Genomic DNA, 24419 nt, shown 5'->3' with positions numbered 1-24419 from the left:
ACCGGCCGGGCTGAATGCGGCTTTCGACGTGCTGGCGCGCAAGATGCGAATTCATTCAAGGAAATTTTTTTGCGGGTACTAGTGCGGGTACTTTACGAAACGGATTTTCGAAATCCTAATATCCATGCGGGTTTCGAGCCAATATACAAGTCCACCTATCCCACCAAAGACATGGCAAAGCACTTCAACGTTTGCCCGGAAAAGCCTCTAAGTAAATAACGACTTAGGGGCTTTTTTACGTTTTCACCACCTACGATTGGGGACACTGCTTTCAGCTTCCGTCCGTTGTTGAAAGATTTTCCCCGCCTGTCGCGAGGGAAATAAGCGCATTGAAAATTCCAGTCTTAAAGCAGTTTTTGATTACTGACCCGCAGCCAACTCGATCACTCGCTGCACCATTTCCTCATCGAGCACTCTGGCCGAGAGGCCCATGTCAAGCAGGTAGTGATGTTGTTCTTCCAGCTCCTCGTAGAAGAGAACGTCAGGAACAGCGAATTGATATTCAAGACTGAACATTGGCGCGACGAGCCCGCCAATCTCGATATCAATCAGGATATTTGCATCACTGATGAGCAGCAGCATCGCCGCCCTCCAGAGACCGAACCGTCTGGAACGAGGTCAAGGATATTTTCATCAGCTCCGCCGCTTTCGACTCGCCGATATACTCTTCGGCCAATGCATGAAAAACCATCTGCTCGAAAACATGCGCCTTCTCGGTCGGGAATTGCTTTCCCGGCTCCTTGAGGTGCCATCCCTTTATTCGGAACAATTTGGCCTGCTCGTCTCGCCAAGCCGGTGTGACGATGCCGAGATCGCGCGTGCGATAAAGGATTCCAGCCATACTCAAGCCAAACTCCTCCTTGAGTAAGGCGAGTTCCTTTGGTTCAATATAATTACGATGTGCGCCAAGTTCCTGTTCGACAGATTTTCGGGGAATCAGGAATGCACCGGCGAATCGGTTGCACGCCATTTCCTCATCGATGTCGTCTGCGAGCAGACCCGACAGCATGAGATGACCGAGTTCATGCGCCAACGTAAAGCGCTGACGGTCACCTGGCCAATTGCAGCCAACGACGATGAGGGGCATCTGATTGACTGACGCCGCCAGGCCATCAAATTTTTGATTTGTATTCGTATCGATCAGGAAAACACGAATGCCGTGGGTTTCGAGAACGTCGATCAGATCGAGGATAGGACCATATCCCAAATCCCATGCCTTACGCACGGTCTCGACGACACATTCAATTTGCGCAGGATCGGTGATTTGAGAAGGCAGTCCAGGAACCGGCGCAAACGGTGATACAGGAGACGCAGGGAATAAGTTTTCCAATTCGATCCGGCGCTCGATCTGATCAATCACTTCGTGCTCAATGGCTTTTAGCTGCTTTTTTGGTAACGAACTGCGTTTGCGGTACTCGATGCCATCAAGCGCCAGCGTCTCCGGACGGAAGAAATATTCGGTGCGCACATTGAACGCACGGGCAAGTTTGATCAACGTCGCCGACGTCGGCGTAGCTTGCTCATCCTCATATTTTTTGATTGACGCATGCGTCAGTCCGATCTGCGCACCGGCGTCACGCAGCGAAAGTCCAGCCGCTTTTCGAGCTCGGGAAAGTCGTTGACCAATCATGTCAGCTCCTCCTAGAAAGGTTTACATTTTTTTAAATTATAGTGTTTTTTGTAAACTTCAGTCCAGAACACGCTGCTAAAATTCCCGCGCCGCTCTACAACCCGCCTTCCTCGTTACGAGAGCCCGGATTTTGGCAACCATTCGCCGCAACTTGCGGCATGGTGCTTACCTTTATGGCTTCGGATCAGGATAAATTTTTCTGAAAATCCACTGGATGCCAGGCCGAATCAGCAGAAAGCCACGGTAAGCGACTTCGAGTATCGTCGGCATCAGCGGTAGCGAACCGATCCGGCCCAGCCAGCGCCAGCTCGGAAACAGCAACCAGAGCGCGACAAAGGCACGCGCGCCGCTCAGAACAGTACCGTCCGCGGTGCGGACATGAAACCGCGACATCAGTTCGGAGCAACTGCGACCGGTCGTGTTGTCCTGCAGATTGGACGAGACATCGACCCACTGAATCGGAACGGATGACGGGATTTTTTGATACATGCGTACTTCGCGCTGGCATAACGGGCAGGAGCCATCGAAAAAAACACTGACCGGTGCGGGGACATTGACAGAGGAGTTCATGCTGGGTGCCGGATGATTATGATGGCGTCACTGTAAAGCAATTCGGCTTAGTACGAAGCCGTGCACGCTGGCAAGCCGGGGCACGGCGAGACAGGACATACAGCATGGCGGCTGCGAGAACGCTCCCGGGCTCAACAGTGCGCGACGACTACAACGCGATGTCGCACGCAAAGGCTCGAGCAACATGAAGTAGCTTTATCCGGCACACTGTAATGAAACGTAAATAGCGCGATCTCGAAGGAGTCAATTTCTATACTGGCGAGTTGAAAAAGGATCCATCATGAAATACCGTTCATTGATTTTATTGGGGGCTGTGGCGACCTTGCTCGGGGGATGCGCTGTCTATGGTCCGCCGCCCGGTTACGGCGGCTATTACGAGCAACCGGTTTATGCGCAACCCGGTCCGACTTATTACCCCTCCGGCCCCGTCTACTATCAGGCTCCGCAGCCTGTCTATGTTGGTCCTCCGGTGAGCATTGATTTCGGATTCGGGTTCTGGGGTGGTCACGGTGGTCACGGTGGCTACGGCGGTCACGGTGGCGGATGGGGCGGTCGCCACTGACCCTCGTTGCCAGCCAATCTGGCACCCTCTTTTTTCAACCGCATTCAAGGACCAGCCCCATGCCCATCCGACTCATTCCGTTCCTGCTCGCCGCCGTCCTGATGGCCGGTTGCGCCACGCCCTTTCCGGAACAACCGCTTAGCCTGCTCGGCATTGCAGCCCCGCCCGAGGCGGCTATCAAGACCATTTTCCTGACACCGGGAACGCAGTACGTCAACGTCACCGGCGGCGAAGTCGTCCGCTTCGTCTCCGGTAACAAGTCCTTCGCGTGGAGCTTCGACGGACCGTTGCAGGTATCGAGTTTCGACCTGATGCGCGTCGCGCCGCCGGGCCTGCTTGCGCATCCGGTGATCGCGTATGTCGCGCCGAATCCGATGTACCTCGGCCCCGACGACTAACGATAACGAAACACGACTGCCCGCGCGAGGGCCTGTTGCATGGCAGGTTGACGCCACCGACTGATTACGCCACCCTGAGCTGGTCCGGCGCTCGTCGTCATCGTCCGTAAAGTGCACTCATGAACGAACAAATCAAACACGTCGTCGATATCCTGACCGGCTACCTTCTCAGCTATGGCATCAATGTCATCGGCGCCATCGCTACCTTGGTCATCGGTGCCCTGGCAGCGGGCTGGGTAGCGCGCCTGATCGATCGGACGATGCGCCGCTCAAGCAGGATCGATCCGGTCTTCCACAATCTGCCCGGCAAGATCGTCCGGGTCGCGATCCTGATCTTCACACTGGTGGCGGTGCTCAACCGTTTTGGCATCGAAACCACCAGCCTCATTGCGGTCCTCGGTGCCGCCGGTCTGGCGGTCGGTCTGGCTCTGCAAGGCACGCTCAGCAACGTCGCCGCCGGCGTGATGATCCTGTTCTTCCGCCCGTTCAAGATTGGCGACGTCGTCCAGCTGGCGAGCGATGTCTACATCATCGATGCAGTGGGCTTTTTCATCTGCAAGGGCCACCTGGTGGAAGGGCCGACCGTCTTCATTCCGAATTCCAAAATCTGGGGCCAGACTATCGTCAACCTTTCGGTTACTGACAATGACATCCGTCGTATCCACGAAGACTACGGCATCGCCTACACCGACAACATCGGCACCGCACTGGCCATTCTCAAGCAGGTCGCTGCCGACGATCCGCGCATTCTCGCGACGCCAGCGCCGCTGATCAAGGTCGACAAGCTGGGCGACAGTTCGGTCAACATCATGTTCCGGGTCTGGACCAGCCGCAGCGACTGGTGGGATACCAAGCTTGATCTGGTACAGGTCTGCAAGGAAGCACTCGAAGCCGGTGGTTGCTCGATACCGTATCCACAACGCGATGTGCATCACTTCTATGCCCCGCAAACCGTACCTAAACCGGAGATGACCGAGGGATAGGTGCCGGCCCACGGTGGCCGGTGACCCGTGGTCAGCGATGGCTTGTCGTGATGGACTTGACCGGCGGCGAGCAATCAACGGCCGTGGACCGGGAGGACGATGGCGAACGGAACTGGGCTGGCGTACAGACCCGGTGCTGGCTGGCTGCGGGCTGGGCAGGCAGATGCAAATAGTGCTGATTACTGGCATGCGCCTGGAATGCGGGCATGGTGCGGAATTGTTCAGGCAGACAGGTCAATGGATTATTACAAAGCCGCAGTAACCGGAGCGACGACAGAGCGCTGAGGCCGCCAGCTAATTGCGTGAAATGATTGTGCGAGAGGTCCAGTGTCTGGAGCGATGACAAGTTGGCGATGCCGTCGGGCAGGCTTGACAGGGCATTGCCCGAGAGGTCCAGATAATGAAGCGATGACAAGTTGCCGACGCCATCGCGCAATTGCATGAACTGGTTACCCGAGAGGTCCAGGATGCACAGCGAGACCAGGTTGCAAAAGCTTGCAGGGAGTCCGGAAAGAGCGTTATCCGAGACATCCAGATATTGCAGCGATACCAGGTCGCCGATGCCGAAGGGCAGTTTCGTGAGCGCGTTATCCGAAGCAACCAGCGTGCGCAGCAATGACAACTCAGCGAGGCGGTCGGGCAGCACCGTCAGCTCGTTGCCCGAGACGTCCAGCGTGTGCAGCGATAACAAGTCGCCGATATCGTCGGTCAGTTCCGTGATCGAATTGTCCGAGGCGTCCAGCGTGTGAAGTGATAACAAGCCACCGATCCGTTCAGGCAGTGTCGTAAGACGGTTGCCCGAGACGACCAGCGTTTGCAGCAGCAGCAAGCCGCCGAGATGGTCAGGCAGCGTCGTCAAGGAATTAAAAGAGACGTCCAGCGACTGCAGCGATGACAATTCGGCGATGCAATGAGGCAGCGTGTTCAAGCGCAAAAATCCCAAATCCAATGCCGTTCCCTTCTCCCGGAAACAGGTCAACATGCGGTTCGCCGCTTCCTTGCGGAGTTCATGGCTCTGCCCTGCTGCCACCCATTTATTGAGCTCCTTATCCATTTGCTCGCGGCTCATTGCCCTGGAGTGCGAACGGCTTCGCACCGACACCCCGCCCACCATCGGCATAACCAGCGGATACGGTGCAGTCCGGCGACAAGGCACGGTCGATGCCGAAGACGAATCTGGAAGCGAAGCAGCGTTATCAAGTCTGTTGTTCATGGCAATGGTCATTCAATAGAGTTGGCCGGTTGCACCCGGATCGCACCGATGCATGTGGAAGTAACATTAAGTGACGCCTCCCGACCGACGGTTCCATTTCATTAACAGGGATCCATCCACATACCGCGGTGACTACCGGCCGGCAGGCCGAGTGAACGGCAGAGACGAGAGCAGTTGGTCAAATGCCATTTTCTGGCTTTCAGATCGGTACCAGTTCATTTTCAGGAATGCCCGCATGTTGCGAATTTCTTCGGACAAAAAAGTCAAGGGATTACCGTCCACAGAGAGCTTTTTCAAAGAGGGCAATTTGCCGATGTACTCGGGCAGTTCCTTGAGCTGATTATTTTTGACAAACAATTCGTCAAGCGAGGTCAATTCGCCGAGACGCTCGGGCAGTTTCGTGAGTTGATTATCATCGACGTGCAGCACTGCTAACGCTGTCAATTCGCCGAGGCGCTCGGGCAGTTCCTTGAGGTGATTGTGGTCGAGATACAGCTTTTTCAGCGAGGTCAATTTACCGGTCCACTCGGGCAGTTCCGTGAGGTGGTTGTGGGCGACACGCAGAGACTCAAGCGCTGTCAATTTGCCGATCCCCTGCGGCAGTTCCGTGAGGCGATTGTCGTCGAGATACAGCGCTGTCAGCGATGTCAAGTTGCCGAGGCAATCCGGCAAAGCCTTTAGCTGCAAACGCTTGAGTGATAATTCTGTTTTTCTCTCCAGAAAACACGCGATGATGCGCTGCTTGGCCTCCTTCCGGTTTTCACCCTCCTGGCCGCCCTTGACCCACGCATTCAACTCCTTTTTCATTTGCTCAAGACGTGCTGTGTACGCGTGCCATCCACCTCTGAGATCCCGCGCCGGTCTCGCACGCACCGGGAATGGCGCAGCGTCAAGTCCTGCTGTTACCGGACACGGAGAAGCGATCGGTGCGATATTGTCGCGAGGGTTTTGCGCCAAAGGCGTGGCAGGGCGGAAGAGTCGATTCAGTTTATTGAACATGGCAATCAAGGTTATCTGTTGTTGGTCGGCCCACCCGGTAGGCACCGGTGCAGGGGGAAGCAGCATTAAGTGACGAGCTCATGCCATTAGTTCCGTGCCATTTCCTGCATTACCGCCAACACCGCCAACCCCACCTGCCACTCAAACCACTTCCGCTCCCCGAAAAAATCCCTTCGCCCGCCGCCCCCACGCATCCAGATACGTATAAGCCACCGGCACCACCAGCAAAGTCAGCAGCGTTGAAGTGATCACGCCGCCGATCACCGCGCGGCCCATCGGGGCCTGGGATTCGCCGCCGTCGCCGATGCCCAGCGCCATCGGCAGCATGCCGAAGATCATGGCCATTGTCGTCATCAGGATCGGGCGCAAACGCACTTGTCCGGCAGTGAGGATGGCGTCGTGCTGGCTCTGGCCGGCAAGCTGGGAATGGTTGGTGAAGTCGACCAGCAGGATCGCGTTTTTGGTCACCAGTCCCATCAGCATGATGAAGCCGATGATGGAGAACATGTTGAGCGTGCTGCCCGTGATCAGCAGCGCCAGCAGCACGCCGATCAGCGATAGCGGCAAGGACACCATGATCGCGACCGGTTGCAGGAAGCTGCCGAATTGCGAAGCCAGCACCAGATAGATGAAGATCACCGCGATGCCCAATGCCGCGACCGCCGCGCCCAGCATGTCCTTCATTTGTTCTGCCTGACCACCGACATCGAAGCGCACGCCGGCTGGCAGGTCGATGGTCTTGATGATGGCTTGCACTTCCTTGTTGACGTCACCAGCTGGTCGGCCTTCGACATTGCCGTAGATGCCGACGCGACGTTGCAGCGCTTGCCGCTTGATCACTTGCGGGCTGGTCGCCGGGATGAACTCGACCACCTGGCGCAGCGGCACCATGATGACGCGGCCATCGGCGGTCAGGTTCTTGCTGGCCACCGACAAATTGCCGAGGTCGGTGATGCGCTCACGTCCGGATTTGGGCAGCTGTACATTGACCTCGTAATTCTGCCCATCCTGCGCCAGCCAGTAGCTGGTGGTGTCGCCGGCCACGAACGGGCGCAGGGCAGTCCCGATCTGTTGCAGCGTCAGGCCGAGGTCGCTGGCGCGCTCGTTGTCGATCTTCACGACCACCGATGGCGTCGATGCGGCCAGGCTGTTTTCGAGATCGGTGACGCCCTTGATCGTGGCCAGTTTTTGCATCACCTGTTTGGCCACCACATCGAGCTTGCCGATGTCCTGACCGAGGATGGCGATGTAAATGGCTTTCTCGAATCCGACCGACAGGTCGAGTCCGGCAATCGGTTTGAGGCGGGCGCGGATCAGCGTTTCGAGGTCTTTCTGACGCCGCCGTCCGGTGCTTTTGCGGTCGGTCAGTTTCAGGCTGACTTCGGCGGTGTTGGCACCATCCTGACCGCCGACGGTGGTGATGACACTGGCGATTTCCGGGAAGTCTTTCAGCGCCGTTTCGACCTGATAAATTTTTTCATTGGTATAGGCGAGGCTGGAACCGACCGCGGTCTTGAACTTGAGCGTGACGAAACCCTCGTCGGTTTCCGGGAACATTTCGCCACCGATCAGCGGCACCAGCGCGAGGCTGCCGATAAACAGCAGCAGCGCTGACAACAGCGTGAGCTTGCGCCAGCGCAGCGCCCATTCGAGCGCGCGACCATAGCGCCCATGCAGCCGGTCGATGCCGTGCTCGATCTTTTCCATCAACCGACCCAGCCACGGCAGATAACGAAAACGGTTCTCGACCGGATCGCGCCAGACCGAGGACAGCATCGGGTCCAGCGTGAAACTGACGAACAGCGACACCAGCACCGCCACCGTCACCGTGATCCCGAACTGCAAAAAGAAGCGACCGATGATGCCGTCCATGAAGGCCACCGGCACGAACACCGCGACAATCGCAAACGTCGTTGCCATCACCGCCAAGCCGATTTCGCTGGTGCCGTCGTTGGCGGCGTCCTTGTGGCTTTTGCCCATGCCGAGGTGCCGCACGATGTTCTCGCGCACGACGATGGCGTCATCAATCAGCAAGCCAATGCACAGCGACAGCGCCATCAAGGTCAGCGCATTGATCGTGAAGTTGAACGCCTTCATCGCGATGAAGGTCGCCATCACCGAGATCGGCAAGGTCAGGCCGGTAATGATGGTGCTGCGCCACGAATGCAGGAACAGGAACACGATGAGCATCGTCAGCACCGCGCCTTCGAGGATGGTGGCCTTGACGCCGTCGAGCTGACGCTCGACCGAATCCGAATTGGCGTTGACGATGGTCAGCGTGCTGCCAGCGGGCAGAGTGTTGGCCATCTCGGCGACAGCTTTTTTCAGAGCGAGGCCGACTTCGATGATGTTGGCGTCCTGCACCTTGGTGATGTTGATGTTGATTGCGCGCTGGCCATTGACGCGCGAGATCGAGCTTTCTTCACGCTCGCCATCGACGATGTCGGCGACCTGATCCAGAAATACCGGACCGCTGGCGCGCCGCGCCACAACGATCTTGCCGAACGCGCGCGGGTCCTTGATCTTGCCCTCGACCCGCACCAGTTGTTCCGACGGCCCGCGGCTAATCACTCCGGCTGGCATGTCCTGATTGGTGATCTGGACCGCGCGCAGGACTTCATCGATGCCGATGTTTTGCGCGGTCATGCGCGACGGATCGACATTGATCAGGATTTGCCGGCTGGTGTTGCCGCCGGTGGTGACCTGGCCGACACCGGCGACGTTTTGCAGACGCTTGACGACGACCTGTTCGGACAAGGTCGACAAGGCACGCATGTCACCGCTGGCCGAGGTCAGTGTCAGTGTCGCGACCGGCTGGGCGTTTTCTTCCTGACGGGCGACGAAGGGTTCCTTGGCGTCTTTCGGGAAAGCCGCACGCACCGTGGCGATCTTGTCGCGCACTTCCTGGATGCCGTGATCCATGTTGGCCGACAGGTCAAATTCGATGAAGGTCAGCGAGCGCCCCTCGAACGAACTGGAGACAATTTTCTTGACGCCGCGCACCGTGTTGACGACATTCTCGATCGGCTTGGTGAGGTCGTTCTCGACCGCTTCCGGCGACGCGCCCGGATACAGTACCTGGATGAACACGAATGGAAACTGCACGTCCGGCATTTTCTCGACGCCGAGGCTGCGGTACGACGCCAGCCCCAGCACCATCAACGCCACCATCACCATCGTCGCAAAGACCGGGTTGCGGATACTGACCTTGGTGATCCACATGATCAGCCTTTCGGAGTCGGCAACTTGACCAGCGTGCCGGCCTTGACGCCGTCGAGCCTGACGGCCAACACCTGCATGCCGACCGCCAGACCATCGGTGATTTCGACCATGCCTTCCTCCTCGTTGCGCAAGCCGGGCTGGACGATCTGTTCGACGATCTTGTTACCGTTAATCTTGTTGCCGTCGATGCGCAAGACAGTCGTCACGCCGTCCTTGCTGCGCAAAGCCGCCACCGGCACGGCTGGCACCAGCGACGATTTGCCGAGCGTGATGCCGCCCTTGGCGTACATGCCCGACTTGAGCGCACCATCGGCATTGGCCACCGCAACATAGACGATGATGGCGCGTGATCCGGGTTCGGCTGCCGGGTTGATGCGCACCACGTCACCGGCAAACAGGCGTGTACCGAACCCGTCGACCGCAAAGCTCACGCCCTGCCCGACCTGCACGCGCGGGATTTCGCTGGCCGGCACCGGCGCTTCGAGAATCAGTCGCGACAGGTCGACCACGGCGAACAGCGCCATGTCGGGCGCGGCTTTTTCGCCAGCCTGCACGTAGCGCTTGCTGATGATGCCGTCGATCGGCGAGCGCACTTGCGCGTCATCGAGAGCGCGCCGGGCGATGTCGAGCTGGGCGCTGGCCGATTTGACGGCGGCCATGGCGAGGTCGACACCGTTCTGCGAAGTATCCAGTGCGTTCTGGGAAATGAACTTTTGCTTCAGGAGTGCGTTGCTGTTTTCGCGGTTCTTGCTGGCCAGTGCGAGACGGGCGCGGGCATCGTCGAGCGCGCCTTCCTGCGCACCGACACGGGCTTTCAGGTCGCCCGTATCGAGCCGCACGACGACCTCGCCACGGCGTACCCGGATACCCTCGGCGACCGGTGCTTCGCGTACTTCGCCGGCCACCTTGGACTTGACGATGGCCTGCTGCTGCGCGGTCAGTGACCCGGACATCGGCAGTTGCACGCGCAGGTCGCGTGCGACCACGGCGAACACATCGGCGGCGGCCAGCTCCATGACGGCAGGTGTATCCACCTTTTCAGGCACGACCGGTTTGGCCGGACGCATCGACATCACACCACCGGCGACGGCAATCACCACAACGATGGCAACAGGGAGCATCCAGCGTTTGGATGGCGGGAGTGGCTGGTCATTATTCATTTTTATTGTGGCCGGTCAGAAATGGATAGGGAGATGAATACGCGTGCCAAAGAATTACAACACGAACATGAAATCTTTCACAAGCGCACCCGGCAAGCGCGCACTGCCGTTGGCCCGCTCGCCCCACGAATCGCTATCGATCAACAGCTCGCGCTCGGTGGTCAGCGCCAGCAATTTGTCGCCCAGCAGACGGAACACCGACTCGTCAAAGCGCATCACATTGAGCGGTGCCTTGATCTCGCCCTCCTCGACCCAGAACGTGGCGAAGCGGGTCATGCCGGTGATCCGGCAACTGGCCCGATCCGAAAAATTCAGGTACCAGAGATTGCTGACAAAAATCCCGGTACCCAGTTCGGCCAGCGCATTGGCCATCGGCAGCGTGCCACCGGCAAGATCCATCGACACCATCGCTTCGCTGCTGCCGGCACCGTTGTTGGCCAGCCCATACTCCATCGCCGAGCGTGGCGAGATCATGCTGCCAGTCAGCACGCCCTGCTCGATCAGCGCAATGCGTGGCGGCTTGATGAACCCGTCAGCGCCGAAACCCGGCGCGACACCGCCCAGCGTGTCTTCGCACAGCGTGATCGCCGGATTGAGGCGCACGCCGTCATCGCGCATGCGCCGCAGCGAGCTTTGATGCGTGCGCAGCGACTTCTCCGACAGCCCATCCCAGTTGAACATGCCGATGATTTCCTGCAGCGCCGTCGGCGTCAGGAACGCGCGGTACGCACCCGGCTTGACCGTCACCGGCGTGCGTCGCAGCATCGCCAGTTGCGCGGTCGCCTCCTGCATTTTTGCGGCGAACTCAAGGCTGCTCCAGTCGCTGCCGGCATACGCACACTTGACCGCCTTGTCGCGACTTTGATAGAGACTCCAGCCGAGGTTGAAAGTAGCGCTCTGATGCCAGTTGCGCTGCCCGGCCGCATTCGCAAAACCGCGCATCATCGGACCCATCGCGAGAATGCCGACTAGGTCGACGCCCTTGGCGGCACGCAGTACCTGATCGACGATCACTGCCGCATCCGGCAGGCGCGACGGCTCAATGAATTCAGTGGAATGGACCTCGGTGGCGACCAGCAGATGCGGGTCTTCCGGCAGATCAGGAAGTTGCGCGCGCAGTGTCACTAGCAGTTGTTCGATGGTCGCGCTATCGGCTTCAAGATGACCGGCCAGCGCGGCCGTGGCCGAGCCGTGGCGACGGCCATCGATCAGGTGCAGCGTCAGCGCGGCTTGCCGCACATGACCACTCTGACGGATCGCGCTGCGATTGAAGCGCACGAAGTCCGAGGCTTCGGCCGAGTACCAGCATTGATACTGTTCGCTGCCCTGCAGACGCGCACCAACAAAGTCAGCCAGTTGGTAGAAATAAGTTTTCATCAGGCTTCTCCACCGAACACATCGACATTACCAAACAGGCAGGCCGGTGACGCATGGCCGACCCGGATCACTTGCGATGGCTCGCCCTTGCCGCAAAACGGCGTGCCCATCACATCGACGGTGGCGGCACTGCCGACCGCTTTGAGCGAGCGCCAGAACGTTTCCGAGATACCCCGGTAGTTCGGATTCCTGACCAGGCCCTTAAGCTCGCCATCGACGATCAGCTGGCCCATTTCGCAGCCGAACTGGAACTTGTTGCGCGAGTCATCAATCGACCACGAGACATTGGTATCCATCAGCACGCCGCGCTCGACCCAGCCGATCATGGTGTCGAGCGAGCAACTGCCGGGTTCGATGTTGAGGTTGGCCATGCGGTCAATCGGCGCGCGGTTCCAGCTGCAGGCACGCGCATTGGCGACGCCGTCAATATCGGCGCGGGCTTGCGAAATCGCGCCTCCCAGCGGACGCTCAAGCATGCCGTTTTGAATCACGTAAGTCTTCTCGGCCGGAGTGCCTTCGTCGTCCCAGCCGTAGCTGGCAAACTGCTCGCTGCGAGTCGGATCGTAGGTCACGTTGAGCAGCGACGAGCCGTACGCATAGGTGCCGAACATGTCGAGCGTGACGAAGCTGGTACCAGCAAAGTTGCGCTCATCGCCGAGAATGCGGTCAAGCTCGAGCGGATGGCCGATCGACTCGTGGATCTGCAACATCATCTGTTCCGGCATCAGCAGCAAATCCATGATGCCGGTCGGACAGTTTGGCGCGGACAGCAAAGCAATCGCCTCCCTCGCCACGCGCGCCCCGCTGCCATAAAAATTCGCATCGGCCAGCACTTCCAGACCACCCTGCCGGCAATAGCCGTTGTACTGGCCGCCGAGGCTGCGGGTCTGCGTTTCGGCACCTTCGTTGGCCGTGACGGAGAGGTTCGGAATCACGTAGCGGAACTGCTGTTCGAGGTCGCCACCGCCGCTGGTCAGGTACAACTGGCGCGTGCTGATGGTGCCGACCGAGGCCGACCAGTCAACGATGCGCGCATCAATCTGGCAGGCCTGCGACTCCTGCATCAGCAGCGCGATCAGGTCCTTGCGATTGGTGCTGGGGCTGGGAACGGTCGTGTAGCGGCCGACCGGATGCGGCATCGTGATGCGCGAATAGTCGACCACCGAGCGCCCGACGCTAGCAGCGGCCCAGGCCTGCGCGCGGGCAATCGCGTCTTTCAGACCGGCGCTGCTCAGATCGCTGGTGGCGGCATAGCCGTAGCCACCGCGATGAATGATGGTGACCATGGCACCGCGGTCGATGGTGGTGGTTAGCGGTTGCAGGATGTTCTGGCGGACGGTGATCTGCTCGCCTGATTCGTCGACAAGGCGCAGCGAGCAAAAGTCGACTGCGGGGATGAGGGTGTGGAAGAGGTGGCGCAGCGTGTCGAACATGAGTGTGATGCCTCGAATGGTCAGGGAAACAGGTTACGAAGAACGACGGAGTTTGGTCGTAAACTACATCAGCAGCAATCAGGGTCAGAGTTTTTTTTCGCAATGCTTTATCGCGAAAATTACTCTGACCCTGATTGCGGATTGCGGAGCCGACTCGTTGCGACCCCAGTGCATTTGGTGCAATGCCCTTCGGTTATTGCACCCTACGTCGGCATCCTGCATCTTGTGCATTTGGTGCAATGCCCTTCGGTTATTCCACCCTACGTCGGCATCCTGCATCTCGTCCAATCGGTGCAATTCCCTTCGGTTATTGCACCCTACTTTTCATTGTTCTGATCACTCGCTGCGCGCTATTACTTTTCTGCGAAGGCGCGTTCGATCACGAAGTCGCCTGGCGTGGAGGTGTTGCCTTCCTTGAATCCGCGCGTCTCCAGAATGACCTTGAGGTCGCGCAGCATTTCCGAGCTGCCGCAGATCATCACGCGATCGACGGCCGGGTCGAATGGCGGTACGCCGAGGTCGGTGAACAGTTTGCCGCTCTCGATCAGATCGGTCACGCGTCCGGTGTTGCGGAAGGACTCGCGGGTCACGGTCGGGTAGTAGCGCAATTTGCTGGTCACCATTTCGCCGAGCAATTCGTGGCTTGGCAAATGTTCGAGCAGCATGTCGTGATACGCGAGTTCATCGACCTGTCGCACGCCGTGCACCAGCACGATCTCGTCAAACTTGTCGTAAATTTCAGGATCACGCACGATGCTCATGAACGGTGCCAAGCCGGTTCCGGTCGAGAGCATGTAGAGCCGCTTGCCGGGCAACAGATAATCAACCACCAGCGTGCCGGTCGGCTTGTGACCGACGATCACCGCATCGCCCACCTTGATGTTTTTCAGGTGCGACGTCAACGGCCCGCCCTCGACCTTGATGCTCAGGAATTCCAGGTGGTCTTCATAGTTGGCGCTGGCAATGCTGTACGCGCGCAGCAGCGGTTTGTCGTTGATGCGCAGGCCAATCATCGTGAAGTGGCCATTGGAAAAACGCAGCGACGGGCTACGTGTAGTGGTAAAGGAAAACAACCGGTCGGTCCAGTGATGCACGCTCAGCACGCGCTCTTCGTTCATATTGCTCATGACAGATAAAGGCTCTAATTAGTAAAAAAGGGGATTCCGGCGTCGGCACGCCACATTTCAACATTGCCGTCCGGTAGAGCCGAGATGATACGCGACCTGTTGCGAATGTGTGCCTTGTCGGCCTTCTCAGTGCTTCAGCCCCTTCGGTATCGCACTCAACAAGGTGCGCGTATAAGCATGCTGCGGATTGCGATACAACTCATCGGAATTGGCCAGTTCGACCACGCTGCCCTGGTTCATCACCATGACCTGATCGGCGATGTACTTGACCACCGCGAGGTCATGCGAAATGAAGATGTAGCTCATGTTGAATTCTTCCTGCAAATCCTGCAGCAGGTTGAGCACCTGGGCCTGCACCGAGACATCGAGCGCCGACACCGATTCGTCGCAGACCAGCACTTCGGGCTTCAGGGTCAGGCAGCGCGCAATCGCAATGCGCTGGCGCTGGCCACCCGAAAATTCATGCGGATAGCGATGGAAGGCGGCTTCCGGCAAACCGACTTTTTTCAGCAGCGCGTAGGCCAGGCCGACGCGCTCCTTGTCGTCGCGGCCGATCGCATGGATCTGCATCGGTTCGAGCAGGATCTGGCCGACGGTGAAGCGCGGGTTGAGCGAGGCATACGGGTTCTGGAAAATGATCTGGATGCGCCGTTTGTAGGCCATGAATTCCTTGTTCGACATGGCCAGAATATCCTTGCCGTCGAACAGTGCCTGGCCCGACGTGGCCTGATGCAAACGCAGCAGCGTCAGGCCGACCGTGGTCTTGCCGGAACCGGATTCACCGACCACACCGAGCGTCTTGCCGCGTGCCAGCTTGAACGAGACATCGCTGACGGCCTTGAACTCCTTGCGTCCGAACAGGCCTTCGCGGGTATAAAAACTTTTGCCGAGGTTACGGACATCGAGCACGATGTCTTCGCTGCCGGTCAGTCCACGGCTGCGCTGTTCGAGCAGACCGGCCGGTTCGCCATCGCCTTCGAGGTAATCGGCGATCACCGGCAAGCGCATCGGGCGTTCGTCGAGCGATGGCCGGCAGCGCAATAACGCCTTGGTGTACGGGTCTTTCGGTGCTTCAAAGATCTGATGGATCTCGCCTTTTTCGCGCACTTCGCCATGCCGCATGACGATGACCGAGTCCGCAATCTCGCCCACCAGCGCGAGGTCATGGGTGATGAACAGCACCGACATCTGGCGCTTTTTGCGCAGCGCGTCGAGCAGGTCGATGATCTGCTTCTGGATGGTCACATCGAGCGCGGTGGTCGGCTCGTCGGCGATCAGCAGCTTTGGTTCGCAGGCAATCGCCATCGCGATCATTACGCGCTGTTGCTGGCCACCCGAGAGCTGGCTCGGGTAGTCGTCGATCTTGGTCGATGGCGATGGAATGCCGACTTCTTCGAGCAGCGCCAGCGTACGCACGCGTGCCTGCCGGTTATCCATGTCCATGTGCAGCTTGAGTACTTCGGCGATCTGGAAGCCGACCGTGAAGACCGGATTCAACGAAGTCATCGGCTCCTGGAAAATCATCGAGATTTCCTTGCCGCACAGGTTGCGTCGTTCGGCAATCGACATGGCCAGCAAGTTGCGACCCTCGAATTCGATGACGCTGGCCGGATCGACAATCGCATTGTCGGGCGACAGCAAACCCATCACGGCCAGCGAACTGACCGACTTGCCGCTGCCGGATTCGCCGACCAGCGCGATGGTGGCATTACGCGGGATGTCGAACGAGATGCCCTTGACGGCTTCGACGCTGTGCGTCTTGTCGGTATAAAAGCTGACGCGCAGGTTCTTTACTGAGAGGAGAGGTGCAGTCACTGGAGTAGTCATCGTCATTCCTATTTGAGCTTCGGATCAAGCGCATCGCGCAACGCGTCGGTAAACAGCGAGAACGCCGTCACCAGTATCGCCATCGCGGCACTCGCGGCCACCAGTTGCCACCACTTGCCGAGGATCAGTTCGTTCTGCGCTTCATTGAGCATGCTGCCCCACGAGACGGTGCCGACCGGCACGCCGAAACCCAGAAAGCTCAGGATCACTTCGGCCTTGATGAAACCGACCACCAGAATCGAGACCTGCACCAGCGCGACGTGGCTGACGTTCGGAAAAATGTGCGTGAACATCTTGCGCATGTGTGACGCGCCGATTGCGTCGGCGGCCCAGACATATTCGCGATTCTTGTGCTTGAGGTACTCGGCGCGAATCAGCCGGTAAGTGCCGGTCCAGCCGGTCAGGCCAAGAATAAGGACGATGGTGACGACGCCTTTTTGCTGCAGCACGGCGGCTACCGCAAGGATCAGCAACAGGTACGGCACCGACGTGAAGATGCTGTAAAACCAGTTGAACAGGTCATCGACCTTGCCGCCGAAGTAGCCGGAAAACGCACCAAAAATCGTGCCAAGAAAGGTCGCCAGCAAGGCCGCAACGAGGCCGACAACGATCGAGGTTTCAGCACCCTTGATGGTTTTCTGGAGGATGTCGTGCCCCCATTTGTCGGCACCGAACGGCAATGTCTGCTTGCGCTCAGCGACTTCTTTGGCGGCACCGCCCTTGGCCAGTTCGGCCCGTACTTCGGCCAGCTCCGGACCGATCGGATCGGGGATACCGTAGTCATTGACGATCACCGGTTGCCGCGACGCGGTTTGTGCCCGTAGTGTGCGGATGATGTCTTTCAACGGATCAAGCGGGTTCTCCGGCGGCAGTGCGGCCAAGCCTGGTTCGGCTGGCGAGGCACCGCGTTCGGCAGCCGATTGCGGCCCCATGAAGGTCGGCGGGGCGTAATTGACGCCGACTTCATCGGCCCAGTTGGACGCGACCACTCCGGTGGCTGACAGCGCCAGCGTCACCAGGTAAGCGACCACGATGGCCAGCGCCACCATGGCGACGGTGTCGGCGCGCAACCTGCGCCATGCCAGTACCCATAGTCCGGGCGAAACCGCGGGCGAAACTTGCGGTGCAACGTGTGATTCGATCTGAGCCATGAATCCGGTTCCTACTTCAGTTGTACGCGTGGATCAACGGCCTGATACAGCAAGTCCGTGAGCAGATTGAAGATCATCGTGGCAGCGGCGACATAGACGGTGATCGCCTTGATGACCGGGAAGTCGCTGCGCTCGACGGCCAGGATGACTTCGCGGCCAATCCCCGGGATCGAGAAAAAACGTTCGATCAGGAAGGCGCCGATCAGCAGTGCCGGCAAGTTCGACATCACGTGCGTGATGATCGGAATGGCCGCGTTGCGCAAGACATGGACCCACAGGATGCGACGCTCGGAGACGCCCTTGGCACGCGCAGTACGCACGTAATCCTGATTGACTTCATCGAGCACGAAAGTGCGGAACAGCCGCAGCGTCGGTGCCACGCTGACGGCCAGCCCGATGATGATCGGCAGCAGCGAATACTTGAACAGGTTTTCGAGGAAATTGTCGCCCCAGCCCTGCACCGGGAACAGGCCCAGTTTGTAGGCAAAGAAGTACTGGAACACGATGATGTAGACCAGGATGCTGATCGACATGCCGACAGTGCAGGCCACCATCACGGCGCGGTCGGTCAGTGAGCCGCGCACGAAGGCGATGCCCAGTGCCAGGCCGACGGCGATGACAGTTTCGAGAATGGTCAGTGGAATGAGCACGGTGAGCGACGGGCCAAGGCGCGACAGGATCACGCTGGAGACTTTTTCGCCGGTGCTCCAGCTGCTGCCGAAATCGAAGGTGACGATCTGCTTGATGAAAATCCACAGCTGCACATAGAACGGCTGGTCAATCCCGAGCTGGGTACGGATGTTGGCGATCTGTTCGGCGTTCGACATCTTGCCGGCCAGGATGTAGGCCGGGTCGCCACCCACCCAGTTGAACAGCATGAAGACCAGCAGGATCACGCCCAGCATGGTCGGCAGCATTTGCCACAGGCGCCGCAATATGTAGGAAGTCATGGTGTGCTTGTATCCTCTCAGTGCAGCCGCTGGCCGGAAATTTCGTCGAAAAATGCCTTGCTGTCCGGTGCACGTCCGAGGAATGCGCGCACCATCTCGGCACCGCGCAGTTCACCGCCACGCGACAGGATGGTCTGGCGATACCGCTGGCCGACCGCCGGGTCCATCAGCTTGTCCTTGTAGGCTGACAGCATGTCGAGCGCCAGCACTTCGGACCACATGTAGCCGTAATAGCCGGCTGAATAGCCGCCCATGATGTGGCCGAACTGGCCGGGGAATTCGGTGCCGGCGACATGACCGAGCGGGGTCGCGGCTTCCATCGTGTTCCAGATTTCCAGAGGATCAGCGGACTTTAAGGCGGGGGTCACTGAGTAGACATTCATGTCATAGCGCGCATACAGCAACTGCCGACCGTAGCGCAGGCCGCGACCGAAATTATGCGCGGCCGTCAGGCGCGTGAGCATCGCATCATCGACCACCGGACAGGCTGGGCTGCAGAAGTTGGCCAGCGATACGAGCGACTCCTTGCGACGCGCCCACTCTTCATACATCTGCGACGGCGCTTCGACAAAATCGCGCTCGACACGAGTACCGGCCTGCGACACGTAACGGGTCTGCGACAGCACGCCATGCAGCACGTGGCCGAATTCATGGACCATGGTTTCGAGCTCGTCGCTCGACAGTCCGGTACGGTTGAAATTGGTCACCAATACCGACACCGGCGTGCGCTGTGCCAGCGTGCTGACACCACGGATACCGAAGGCGGCGGCGTGGCCATACTTGCCTTCACGCGGGAATGGATCGAGGTAGATGCCACCGATGCGTTGCGCCGATTTGGTATCGAAGACATCGTAGTACTGCACATCGGCATGCCAGACAGGTACATCAACGCGGGTGAAGCTGACGCCATACAAGCGCGATGACACATCCATGATCCAGGCAAGCGCAGCCGGGGTCGGAAAGTACGCACGCAGCGCATTCTGGTCGACGTTGTAGCGTGCCTTCTTCAATTTTTGCTGCCAGTAAGCGGCGTCCCAGCGTTCGATGCGGGTGTCGGCCAAGGCGGTCTTCAGAGTCTCGGCCTTGAAGGCGCGCAGTTCGTCGATTTCCTTTTTTTCCAGTTCAGTGACGGCGGCCTGGACTTCATCGAGAAAGGTGAAGACCGCAGCGGGCGTTTTTGCCATGCGCCGACGGATCGCGTAATCGGCATAGGTCGGCAATCCGAACAGGCCTGCCAGTTCCTGACGCAAGGCCATCGCTTCCTTGAGCAGCGGCGGGTTGGCCACGGTGCCGCGATTGGTGTACGCCGCCTGATAGCGCTTGCGGGCCTCGGCATCGTCGGCGTATTCCATGAACGGCAGGTATTCCGGCGTGGCGTAACCGAGCAGGTAATTGCCCTTGTCGTCGCGTTTGGCGCGGGCCAGATAATCGACAGGCAAGCCGATGACTTCCTGTGCGCTGAAGACCAACTGCGTGCTGTTGTCGCGCACGTTGCGGGCGAAGGTCTGGCCGAGTTCTTCAAGTTGCTTGAGGATGACTTTCAGGCGTGCCTGCTTTTCCGGCGCGAGGGCGGCACCGGTGTCCTCGAAGCGGTCGAGTACGTCCTGACGCAACTTGGTTTCGATGGCGTCACGCGGGGTGATGCCTTTGAATTGCGCGTAGACGATGGCGTTCTGGTTCAGGTCAGTCTCGAACTGGCTGAGTTCGACCAGACAGGTTTCCATCGCGCTGCGGGTCGCCTTGTCCGGCGAGACATTGCTCAGAATATCGAACGGACCTTCGACATCCTGCAACGCGATCTGCAAGCGGTTCCAGGTATCGAGCACGACCGCCACATCACCGGCACGCTCCGGCGGCAGCGCCACCATGGCGGCGACGCGCTGACGCAGGTCGGCCAGGCCGGACTCGCATAGCGGTGCGACCTGTGCGGCCGCAATCAACGGAATCAGCGGACGGGTTGGCTCGGCGGCAGCGGCGAACACAAACGGCGTCACCAGCACCAATGGAAAAATCAGGGCACGCAGCTTCATTTGTTTTTCTCGATATCAAAGTACATCCACTCGGCATGCAGGATCGGATGCTTCTTGTAGCCGATCACGCGCGGTTGCGACACCATGTTGCGGTAGCGCGCATAGCCGAGTCGCTGGGCCGAGTACAGCTCCATGATGCGGGTCATCTTGTGATAAATCAGGTCGCGCTCGGGACCATCGGCCAGCTTTTGCGAGGCGCGGTAGAGCTCGTCGTAGGCCGGGATTTTGGCGCAGCCATTGTTGTTCTGGCCGGTGTTCGGGCCGTAGTACAACTGCATGAAATTGTCACCATCGGGATAGTCGGCAATCCATGGCGAGGTGCGGGTTTGCAGCTGGCAGGACTTTTCGGCTTTCAGCAAATCCGGGAACGGACGCACATCGCCGGTCATGCGGATGGCGATCGAGTCGTAGGTCTTTTTCCACATCTCGGATTGCTGCTGGCCGTTGGTGTCGTTACGGGCCGAATAGCGGATCGTGAACGGTTTGCCGCTGGGCAGGTTGCGGTAGCCATCGCCGCCTTTCTTGTAGCCGAACTTGTCGAGCAGTGCATTGGCCGCGACCGGGTCGTACTGGATCGAGCTTTTGTACGACGGGTCGTGGCCGACCACACCGGGGGGAATCGGATATTGCAGCGCGACGGCTTCACCGTTCCAGACCAGCCGGATTTCTTCTTCCACGTTATGCGCCATCGCAATGGCGCGACGCAAGGCGATCTTGTGTTTCTCGAATCCGCCCAGCACCGGGTCCTGCATGTTCCAGTAGTAGTAGCTCGATTCGGGATCGACGATGCGCGATAGCTGATACCCTTTTTTGGCAAACTCGGGTTTCAGTTTGCCGCCACTGAGCAGTTGCGGCGCCAGCGGTCCCTGCAGCTCGAACAGGTCGATTTCATCATTCTGGAAGGCCAGCAGGCGCGACTGGTCCTCGATCATCACGGCGATCTCGACGCGACCGATCTGCGGCATCCGCTTGCCTTTCAGCTTGGCGACGATGGCCTGGTCTTCGGGATCGCTACCGGCCTTGAAGTCCCAGATCAAACCGCGATATTCGGGGCTGGCTTCGAGCACCATGCGCGACGAACGCACCCACTCGGTCAGATGATACGGACCCGTGCCGACCGGATTGGCCATGACTTGTCCGGACGTGTCGCGGTATTTTTCGATCACTTCACGTGCCACGGCGCTGGTCGGTTCGTGCGCCAGGATCATGCCGAGATTGAAGTCGGGCTGGGTCAGGTGGATACGCAGCGTGTAGGGATCGAGAATCTCGAAGCCGGCAATCGGGCTGTCGTAATCGAACTTGCCGGTCTTCTTGGCTTCTTTGGCGAGGTCATCGAGGCCGATGACTTTGCCCTCGAACAGCCAGGTATGCGGCGACGCCAGTTTCGGGTCGAACAGGCGGCGATACGAATATACGTAGTCGGCCATCGTCAGTTCGCGCCTCTTGCCGTTGAACGCGGCGTCGGGATAAAAGGTGATGCCCTTCTTCAGGCGAATCGTGTAGGTCTTGCCTTCGTCGGTGACTTCCGGCATGCCGTCAGCGGTCAGCGGAATCAGCTTGGCGGGACGGGCCAGATAGTCGTAGGTGTACAGGGCTTCAAAGACCGATTGCACGACCTTGGCCGAATACAGGTCGCGGCCGATGGCCGGATCAAAACCGGTTTCGGCGGCCACGAATACGTAGCGCAAGACCTTGCCAGGATCGGCCGATCCGGCCGCGTGGGAGGCCAGCGGCAACAGCGCGGCAGAAACCACAACTAAGAGAGTGCGTAACCAGAGTGAAGTCATGTGTTTTCCAGCATGTCAGAGTAAGGTGAGTCGTCGCAATGCAGCGCACCGTGAGCGGTGCGCCCGCAATCAGCGCCCCTCATCCGCCAGTCGCTTGTCGACGTCGATATATTCCCAACCAGTGTGCAGCAACGGATGCTTCTTGAAACCCAGCACCCACGGCCGACTGACCCAGTTGCGCACACGCATGACGCCCAGCTTCCAGGCCGTGTCGGCTTCCATCTGCCGGTTCATCTGGAGATACAACGCAGTGCGCTCGGCACCCGGCGGCAACGTGATGGCTTTTTTAAATAACGCATCATAAGCGGGCGACTCGTAGCAGCCGTTATTTCCCTGATGCGCATTCGGTCCGTACAGCAGTTGCAGGAAGTTTTCGCCGTCCGGATAGTCAACACTCCAGGCCCCGCCCCACATCATCAGCTCGCACTTGGTCGCGGCTTTCAGGTTGTCGGCAAAGTTGCTGACCGGGTGTTCGGCACGAATGCCGATCTCGTCGAGTCCGCGCTTCCAGAGCTCGGCAAGCTCCTGATAAATCACCGATGCTTCGCGGTTGATTTTCAGCTTCAGCGGTTTGCCATCGGGCAGCGTGCGATAGCCATCCGGACCGCGCTTGTAGCCGAAATGGTCGAGCAGTTTGTTGGCCAGTACCGGATCGTAGCCAATGCTACTGCGGTAGTTCGGGTCGTAACCGACCACGCCCGGCGGGATGATCATCTCGGCATTAATCGCTTGACCGTGACGAATGAGGGTCACGTCGTCGTCATTGTTATAGGACATCGCGATGGCCCGGCGCAGCGCATTTTTTTCATCCGAATAGCCGCCGACGATGGGGTCATGCATGTTGAAAAAGGTATAGGTAATGGCGGGTTCGATGAAGCGTTGCAGGCGGATTTTTTGCGCGACGAATTCGGGCTTGAGCTTGGTGCCATCAAGCACAGTGCGCGCGGCCAGTTGCGGGACCCAGTCGATGTCGATCTGCTTGTCCTGAAACGCCAGCCAGCGCGCTTGCTCTTCTTCGATCACGCTGACTTCGATGCGACCGACCTGCGGCATTTTCTTGCCCTTCATGTCGCGCACGATTTGCTGATCCATCGGGTCCGATGAAGGCTCGAAATTCCAGATCGAGCCGCGATAGCCCGGATTGGCGACCAGGATGATCTTGCTGCGCGGGACGTAGCGCTCCAGCATGTAGGCACCGGTGCCGACCGGATGCTGGCCGCTTTGCAAGCCGTACGCATCAATGACTTCGCGCGCACTGCCGGCCAGCGCGACATAGGCGATCACGTACGGAAAGTTGTAGTCGGGTGCGTTCAGGCTTATCTGCAAGGTGTAGCGGTCCGGCGTTTGCAAGCCGGTGACGGGCGCATCGTAATCAAACTTGCCGCTTTTTTTGGCGGCAGCGACAACGGCATCCATGCCGACGATTTTGCCTTGCAGGAAACCGGCCGACGGCGAGCGATTGGCCGGATCGAGCAGGCGGCGAAACGAGTAGGCAAAGTCTTGCGCAGTCAGTTCACGCGGCTTGCCTTTGAAGGCAGGGTCGTCAGTGAAAAAGATCCCTTTCTTAAGATGAAAAGTATAGGTCTTGCCGCCGTCGGACACCTCGGGCATCGCCTCGGCGACTTTGGGAACGAGCTTGGCGGGACTGGCCAGGTAATCGTAGGTGAGCAGCGTTTCATAGATGGATTCGGCGATCACGCCAGAGTAATAGTTCGGCGTGCGGACCATATCGAAACCATCATCAGCAGCCGGAATGGCAAAGTGAATGACTTTCTCGGGATCGGCCGGACTGACGGCACGGGCGGGACCAGCAACCAGCAACAATGAGACGCACGCTTGCGCTACAAATTTCCACATCGATCGACATCCTTTAGACGCTGCCGCCATGCGGGCCTGCCCTGACCATGCCGGATAGCACGCCTGAACCGGATGGCCCGATTGATCATTGGACCGTTACGACCCGACATGTGGCCGAGACGTAAAAGGACGACACCTTAACG

General features: G+C 58.9%; 19 protein-coding genes. 3 read left to right on the top strand and 16 right to left on the bottom strand.

Annotation, left to right across the window (positions count from 1 at the left end; translation table 11 throughout):
* Positions 1 to 360: 360 nt before the first annotated feature.
* From QN370_RS02325 to QN370_RS02315, 3 genes are all read right to left on the bottom strand, one after another.
* Positions 361 to 582 carry a hypothetical protein gene (locus tag QN370_RS02325; RefSeq protein WP_322128804.1) on the bottom strand — a complete coding sequence of 74 codons (222 nt, stop codon included), beginning with the start codon at positions 580 to 582 and terminating at the stop codon, positions 361 to 363.
* The gene (locus tag QN370_RS02320) at positions 563 to 1630 is read right to left on the bottom strand and encodes an XRE family transcriptional regulator (RefSeq protein ID WP_322128805.1); all 1068 of its coding nucleotides are present in this window, start codon (positions 1628 to 1630) and stop codon (positions 563 to 565) included. Before QN370_RS02320 ends, QN370_RS02325 begins: the two co-directional genes overlap by 20 nt.
* Before the next feature lie 171 nt (positions 1631 to 1801).
* Positions 1802 to 2200, bottom strand: a complete 399-nt coding sequence (locus QN370_RS02315) for a DUF393 domain-containing protein (RefSeq protein WP_322128806.1) — start codon at positions 2198 to 2200, stop codon at positions 1802 to 1804.
* A 280-nt stretch (positions 2201 to 2480) separates the two neighbouring features.
* Here QN370_RS02315 and QN370_RS02310 point away from each other — a divergent pair, with 280 nt between their 5' ends.
* The 3 genes from QN370_RS02310 (at position 2481) to QN370_RS02300 (ending at position 4143) form a co-directional block, all read left to right on the top strand.
* Positions 2481 to 2762 (top strand): hypothetical protein, encoded by a 282-nt coding sequence (locus QN370_RS02310; protein WP_322128807.1) that lies wholly within the window; start codon positions 2481 to 2483, stop codon positions 2760 to 2762.
* 59 nt (positions 2763 to 2821) lie between these two features.
* Positions 2822 to 3160 (top strand): CzcE family metal-binding protein, encoded by a 339-nt coding sequence (locus QN370_RS02305; RefSeq protein WP_322128808.1) that lies wholly within the window; start codon positions 2822 to 2824, stop codon positions 3158 to 3160.
* 119 nt (positions 3161 to 3279) lie between these two features.
* Positions 3280 to 4143 (top strand): mechanosensitive ion channel family protein, encoded by an 864-nt coding sequence (locus tag QN370_RS02300; protein WP_322128809.1) that lies wholly within the window; start codon positions 3280 to 3282, stop codon positions 4141 to 4143.
* Between the two features lie 31 nt (positions 4144 to 4174).
* On the opposite strand, the gene QN370_RS02295 is transcribed toward QN370_RS02300, so the two are convergent.
* The 13 genes from QN370_RS02295 to QN370_RS02235 all read right to left on the bottom strand — a co-directional run bounded on the left by QN370_RS02295 (position 4175) and on the right by QN370_RS02235 (position 24276).
* Complete coding sequence (locus QN370_RS02295) at positions 4175 to 5356, bottom strand: hypothetical protein (protein WP_322128810.1); 1182 nt, start codon at positions 5354 to 5356, stop codon at positions 4175 to 4177.
* 132 nt (positions 5357 to 5488) lie between these two features.
* Positions 5489 to 6421, bottom strand: a complete 933-nt coding sequence (locus QN370_RS02290; RefSeq protein WP_322128811.1) for a leucine-rich repeat domain-containing protein — start codon at positions 6419 to 6421, stop codon at positions 5489 to 5491.
* A 75-nt stretch (positions 6422 to 6496) separates the two neighbouring features.
* A complete protein-coding gene (locus QN370_RS02285; RefSeq protein WP_322128812.1) occupies positions 6497 to 9577 on the bottom strand; it encodes an efflux RND transporter permease subunit in 3081 nt (1026 codons plus the stop codon).
* Positions 9578 to 9579: 2 nt separating this feature from the next.
* Positions 9580 to 10737, bottom strand: a complete 1158-nt coding sequence (locus QN370_RS02280) for an efflux RND transporter periplasmic adaptor subunit (RefSeq protein ID WP_322128813.1) — start codon at positions 10735 to 10737, stop codon at positions 9580 to 9582.
* Between the two features lie 54 nt (positions 10738 to 10791).
* The gene (locus QN370_RS02275; protein ID WP_322128814.1) at positions 10792 to 12114 is read right to left on the bottom strand and encodes a TldD/PmbA family protein; all 1323 of its coding nucleotides are present in this window, start codon (positions 12112 to 12114) and stop codon (positions 10792 to 10794) included.
* The gene (locus QN370_RS02270) at positions 12114 to 13547 is read right to left on the bottom strand and encodes a TldD/PmbA family protein (RefSeq protein WP_322128815.1); all 1434 of its coding nucleotides are present in this window, start codon (positions 13545 to 13547) and stop codon (positions 12114 to 12116) included. Before QN370_RS02270 ends, QN370_RS02275 begins: the two co-directional genes overlap by 1 nt.
* A gap of 353 nt (positions 13548 to 13900) precedes the next feature.
* Positions 13901 to 14674 carry a ferredoxin--NADP reductase gene (locus QN370_RS02265; RefSeq protein WP_322128816.1) on the bottom strand — a complete coding sequence of 258 codons (774 nt, stop codon included), beginning with the start codon at positions 14672 to 14674 and terminating at the stop codon, positions 13901 to 13903.
* A gap of 126 nt (positions 14675 to 14800) precedes the next feature.
* Positions 14801 to 16501: an ABC transporter ATP-binding protein gene (locus QN370_RS02260; RefSeq protein ID WP_322128817.1), complete on the bottom strand. Its 1701-nt coding sequence runs from the start codon at positions 16499 to 16501 to the stop codon at positions 14801 to 14803.
* An 8-nt stretch (positions 16502 to 16509) separates the two neighbouring features.
* Entirely contained in the window at positions 16510 to 17652 is a 1143-nt protein-coding gene (locus QN370_RS02255; RefSeq protein ID WP_322128818.1) for an ABC transporter permease, read from the bottom strand.
* An 11-nt stretch (positions 17653 to 17663) separates the two neighbouring features.
* On the bottom strand, positions 17664 to 18602 hold the full coding sequence (locus QN370_RS02250; RefSeq protein WP_322128819.1) for an ABC transporter permease: 939 nt from the start codon (positions 18600 to 18602) through the stop codon (positions 17664 to 17666).
* Between the two features lie 17 nt (positions 18603 to 18619).
* The gene (locus QN370_RS02245) at positions 18620 to 20632 is read right to left on the bottom strand and encodes a M3 family metallopeptidase (RefSeq protein ID WP_322128820.1); all 2013 of its coding nucleotides are present in this window, start codon (positions 20630 to 20632) and stop codon (positions 18620 to 18622) included.
* Positions 20629 to 22419, bottom strand: coding sequence for an ABC transporter substrate-binding protein (locus QN370_RS02240; protein ID WP_322128821.1), 1791 nt, complete (start codon positions 22417 to 22419; stop codon positions 20629 to 20631). Before QN370_RS02240 ends, QN370_RS02245 begins: the two co-directional genes overlap by 4 nt.
* A gap of 69 nt (positions 22420 to 22488) precedes the next feature.
* Entirely contained in the window at positions 22489 to 24276 is a 1788-nt protein-coding gene (locus QN370_RS02235; RefSeq protein WP_322128822.1) for an ABC transporter substrate-binding protein, read from the bottom strand.
* Positions 24277 to 24419 lie beyond the last annotated feature (143 nt).

This window comes from Actimicrobium sp. CCI2.3, assembly GCF_035019065.1.
Lineage (GTDB): Bacteria > Pseudomonadota > Gammaproteobacteria > Burkholderiales > Burkholderiaceae_D > Actimicrobium.
This window is presented reverse-complemented; position numbering and strand designations above follow the sequence as displayed.

Coding starts and splice junctions, on each gene's coding strand:
- QN370_RS02325 (WP_322128804.1), bottom strand. CDS start 582: ATGCTGCTGCTCATCAGTGATGCAAATATCCTGATTGATATCGAGATT.
- QN370_RS02320 (WP_322128805.1), bottom strand. CDS start 1,630: ATGATTGGTCAACGACTTTCCCGAGCTCGAAAAGCGGCTGGACTTTCG.
- QN370_RS02315 (WP_322128806.1), bottom strand. CDS start 2,200: ATGAACTCCTCTGTCAATGTCCCCGCACCGGTCAGTGTTTTTTTCGAT.
- QN370_RS02310 (WP_322128807.1), top strand. CDS start 2,481: ATGAAATACCGTTCATTGATTTTATTGGGGGCTGTGGCGACCTTGCTC.
- QN370_RS02305 (WP_322128808.1), top strand. CDS start 2,822: ATGCCCATCCGACTCATTCCGTTCCTGCTCGCCGCCGTCCTGATGGCC.
- QN370_RS02300 (WP_322128809.1), top strand. CDS start 3,280: ATGAACGAACAAATCAAACACGTCGTCGATATCCTGACCGGCTACCTT.
- QN370_RS02295 (WP_322128810.1), bottom strand. CDS start 5,356: ATGAACAACAGACTTGATAACGCTGCTTCGCTTCCAGATTCGTCTTCG.
- QN370_RS02290 (WP_322128811.1), bottom strand. CDS start 6,421: ATGCTGCTTCCCCCTGCACCGGTGCCTACCGGGTGGGCCGACCAACAA.
- QN370_RS02285 (WP_322128812.1), bottom strand. CDS start 9,577: ATGTGGATCACCAAGGTCAGTATCCGCAACCCGGTCTTTGCGACGATG.
- QN370_RS02280 (WP_322128813.1), bottom strand. CDS start 10,737: ATGAATAATGACCAGCCACTCCCGCCATCCAAACGCTGGATGCTCCCT.
- QN370_RS02275 (WP_322128814.1), bottom strand. CDS start 12,114: ATGAAAACTTATTTCTACCAACTGGCTGACTTTGTTGGTGCGCGTCTG.
- QN370_RS02270 (WP_322128815.1), bottom strand. CDS start 13,547: ATGTTCGACACGCTGCGCCACCTCTTCCACACCCTCATCCCCGCAGTC.
- QN370_RS02265 (WP_322128816.1), bottom strand. CDS start 14,674: ATGAGCAATATGAACGAAGAGCGCGTGCTGAGCGTGCATCACTGGACC.
- QN370_RS02260 (WP_322128817.1), bottom strand. CDS start 16,501: ATGACTACTCCAGTGACTGCACCTCTCCTCTCAGTAAAGAACCTGCGC.
- QN370_RS02255 (WP_322128818.1), bottom strand. CDS start 17,652: ATGGCTCAGATCGAATCACACGTTGCACCGCAAGTTTCGCCCGCGGTT.
- QN370_RS02250 (WP_322128819.1), bottom strand. CDS start 18,602: ATGACTTCCTACATATTGCGGCGCCTGTGGCAAATGCTGCCGACCATG.
- QN370_RS02245 (WP_322128820.1), bottom strand. CDS start 20,632: ATGAAGCTGCGTGCCCTGATTTTTCCATTGGTGCTGGTGACGCCGTTT.
- QN370_RS02240 (WP_322128821.1), bottom strand. CDS start 22,419: ATGACTTCACTCTGGTTACGCACTCTCTTAGTTGTGGTTTCTGCCGCG.
- QN370_RS02235 (WP_322128822.1), bottom strand. CDS start 24,276: ATGTGGAAATTTGTAGCGCAAGCGTGCGTCTCATTGTTGCTGGTTGCT.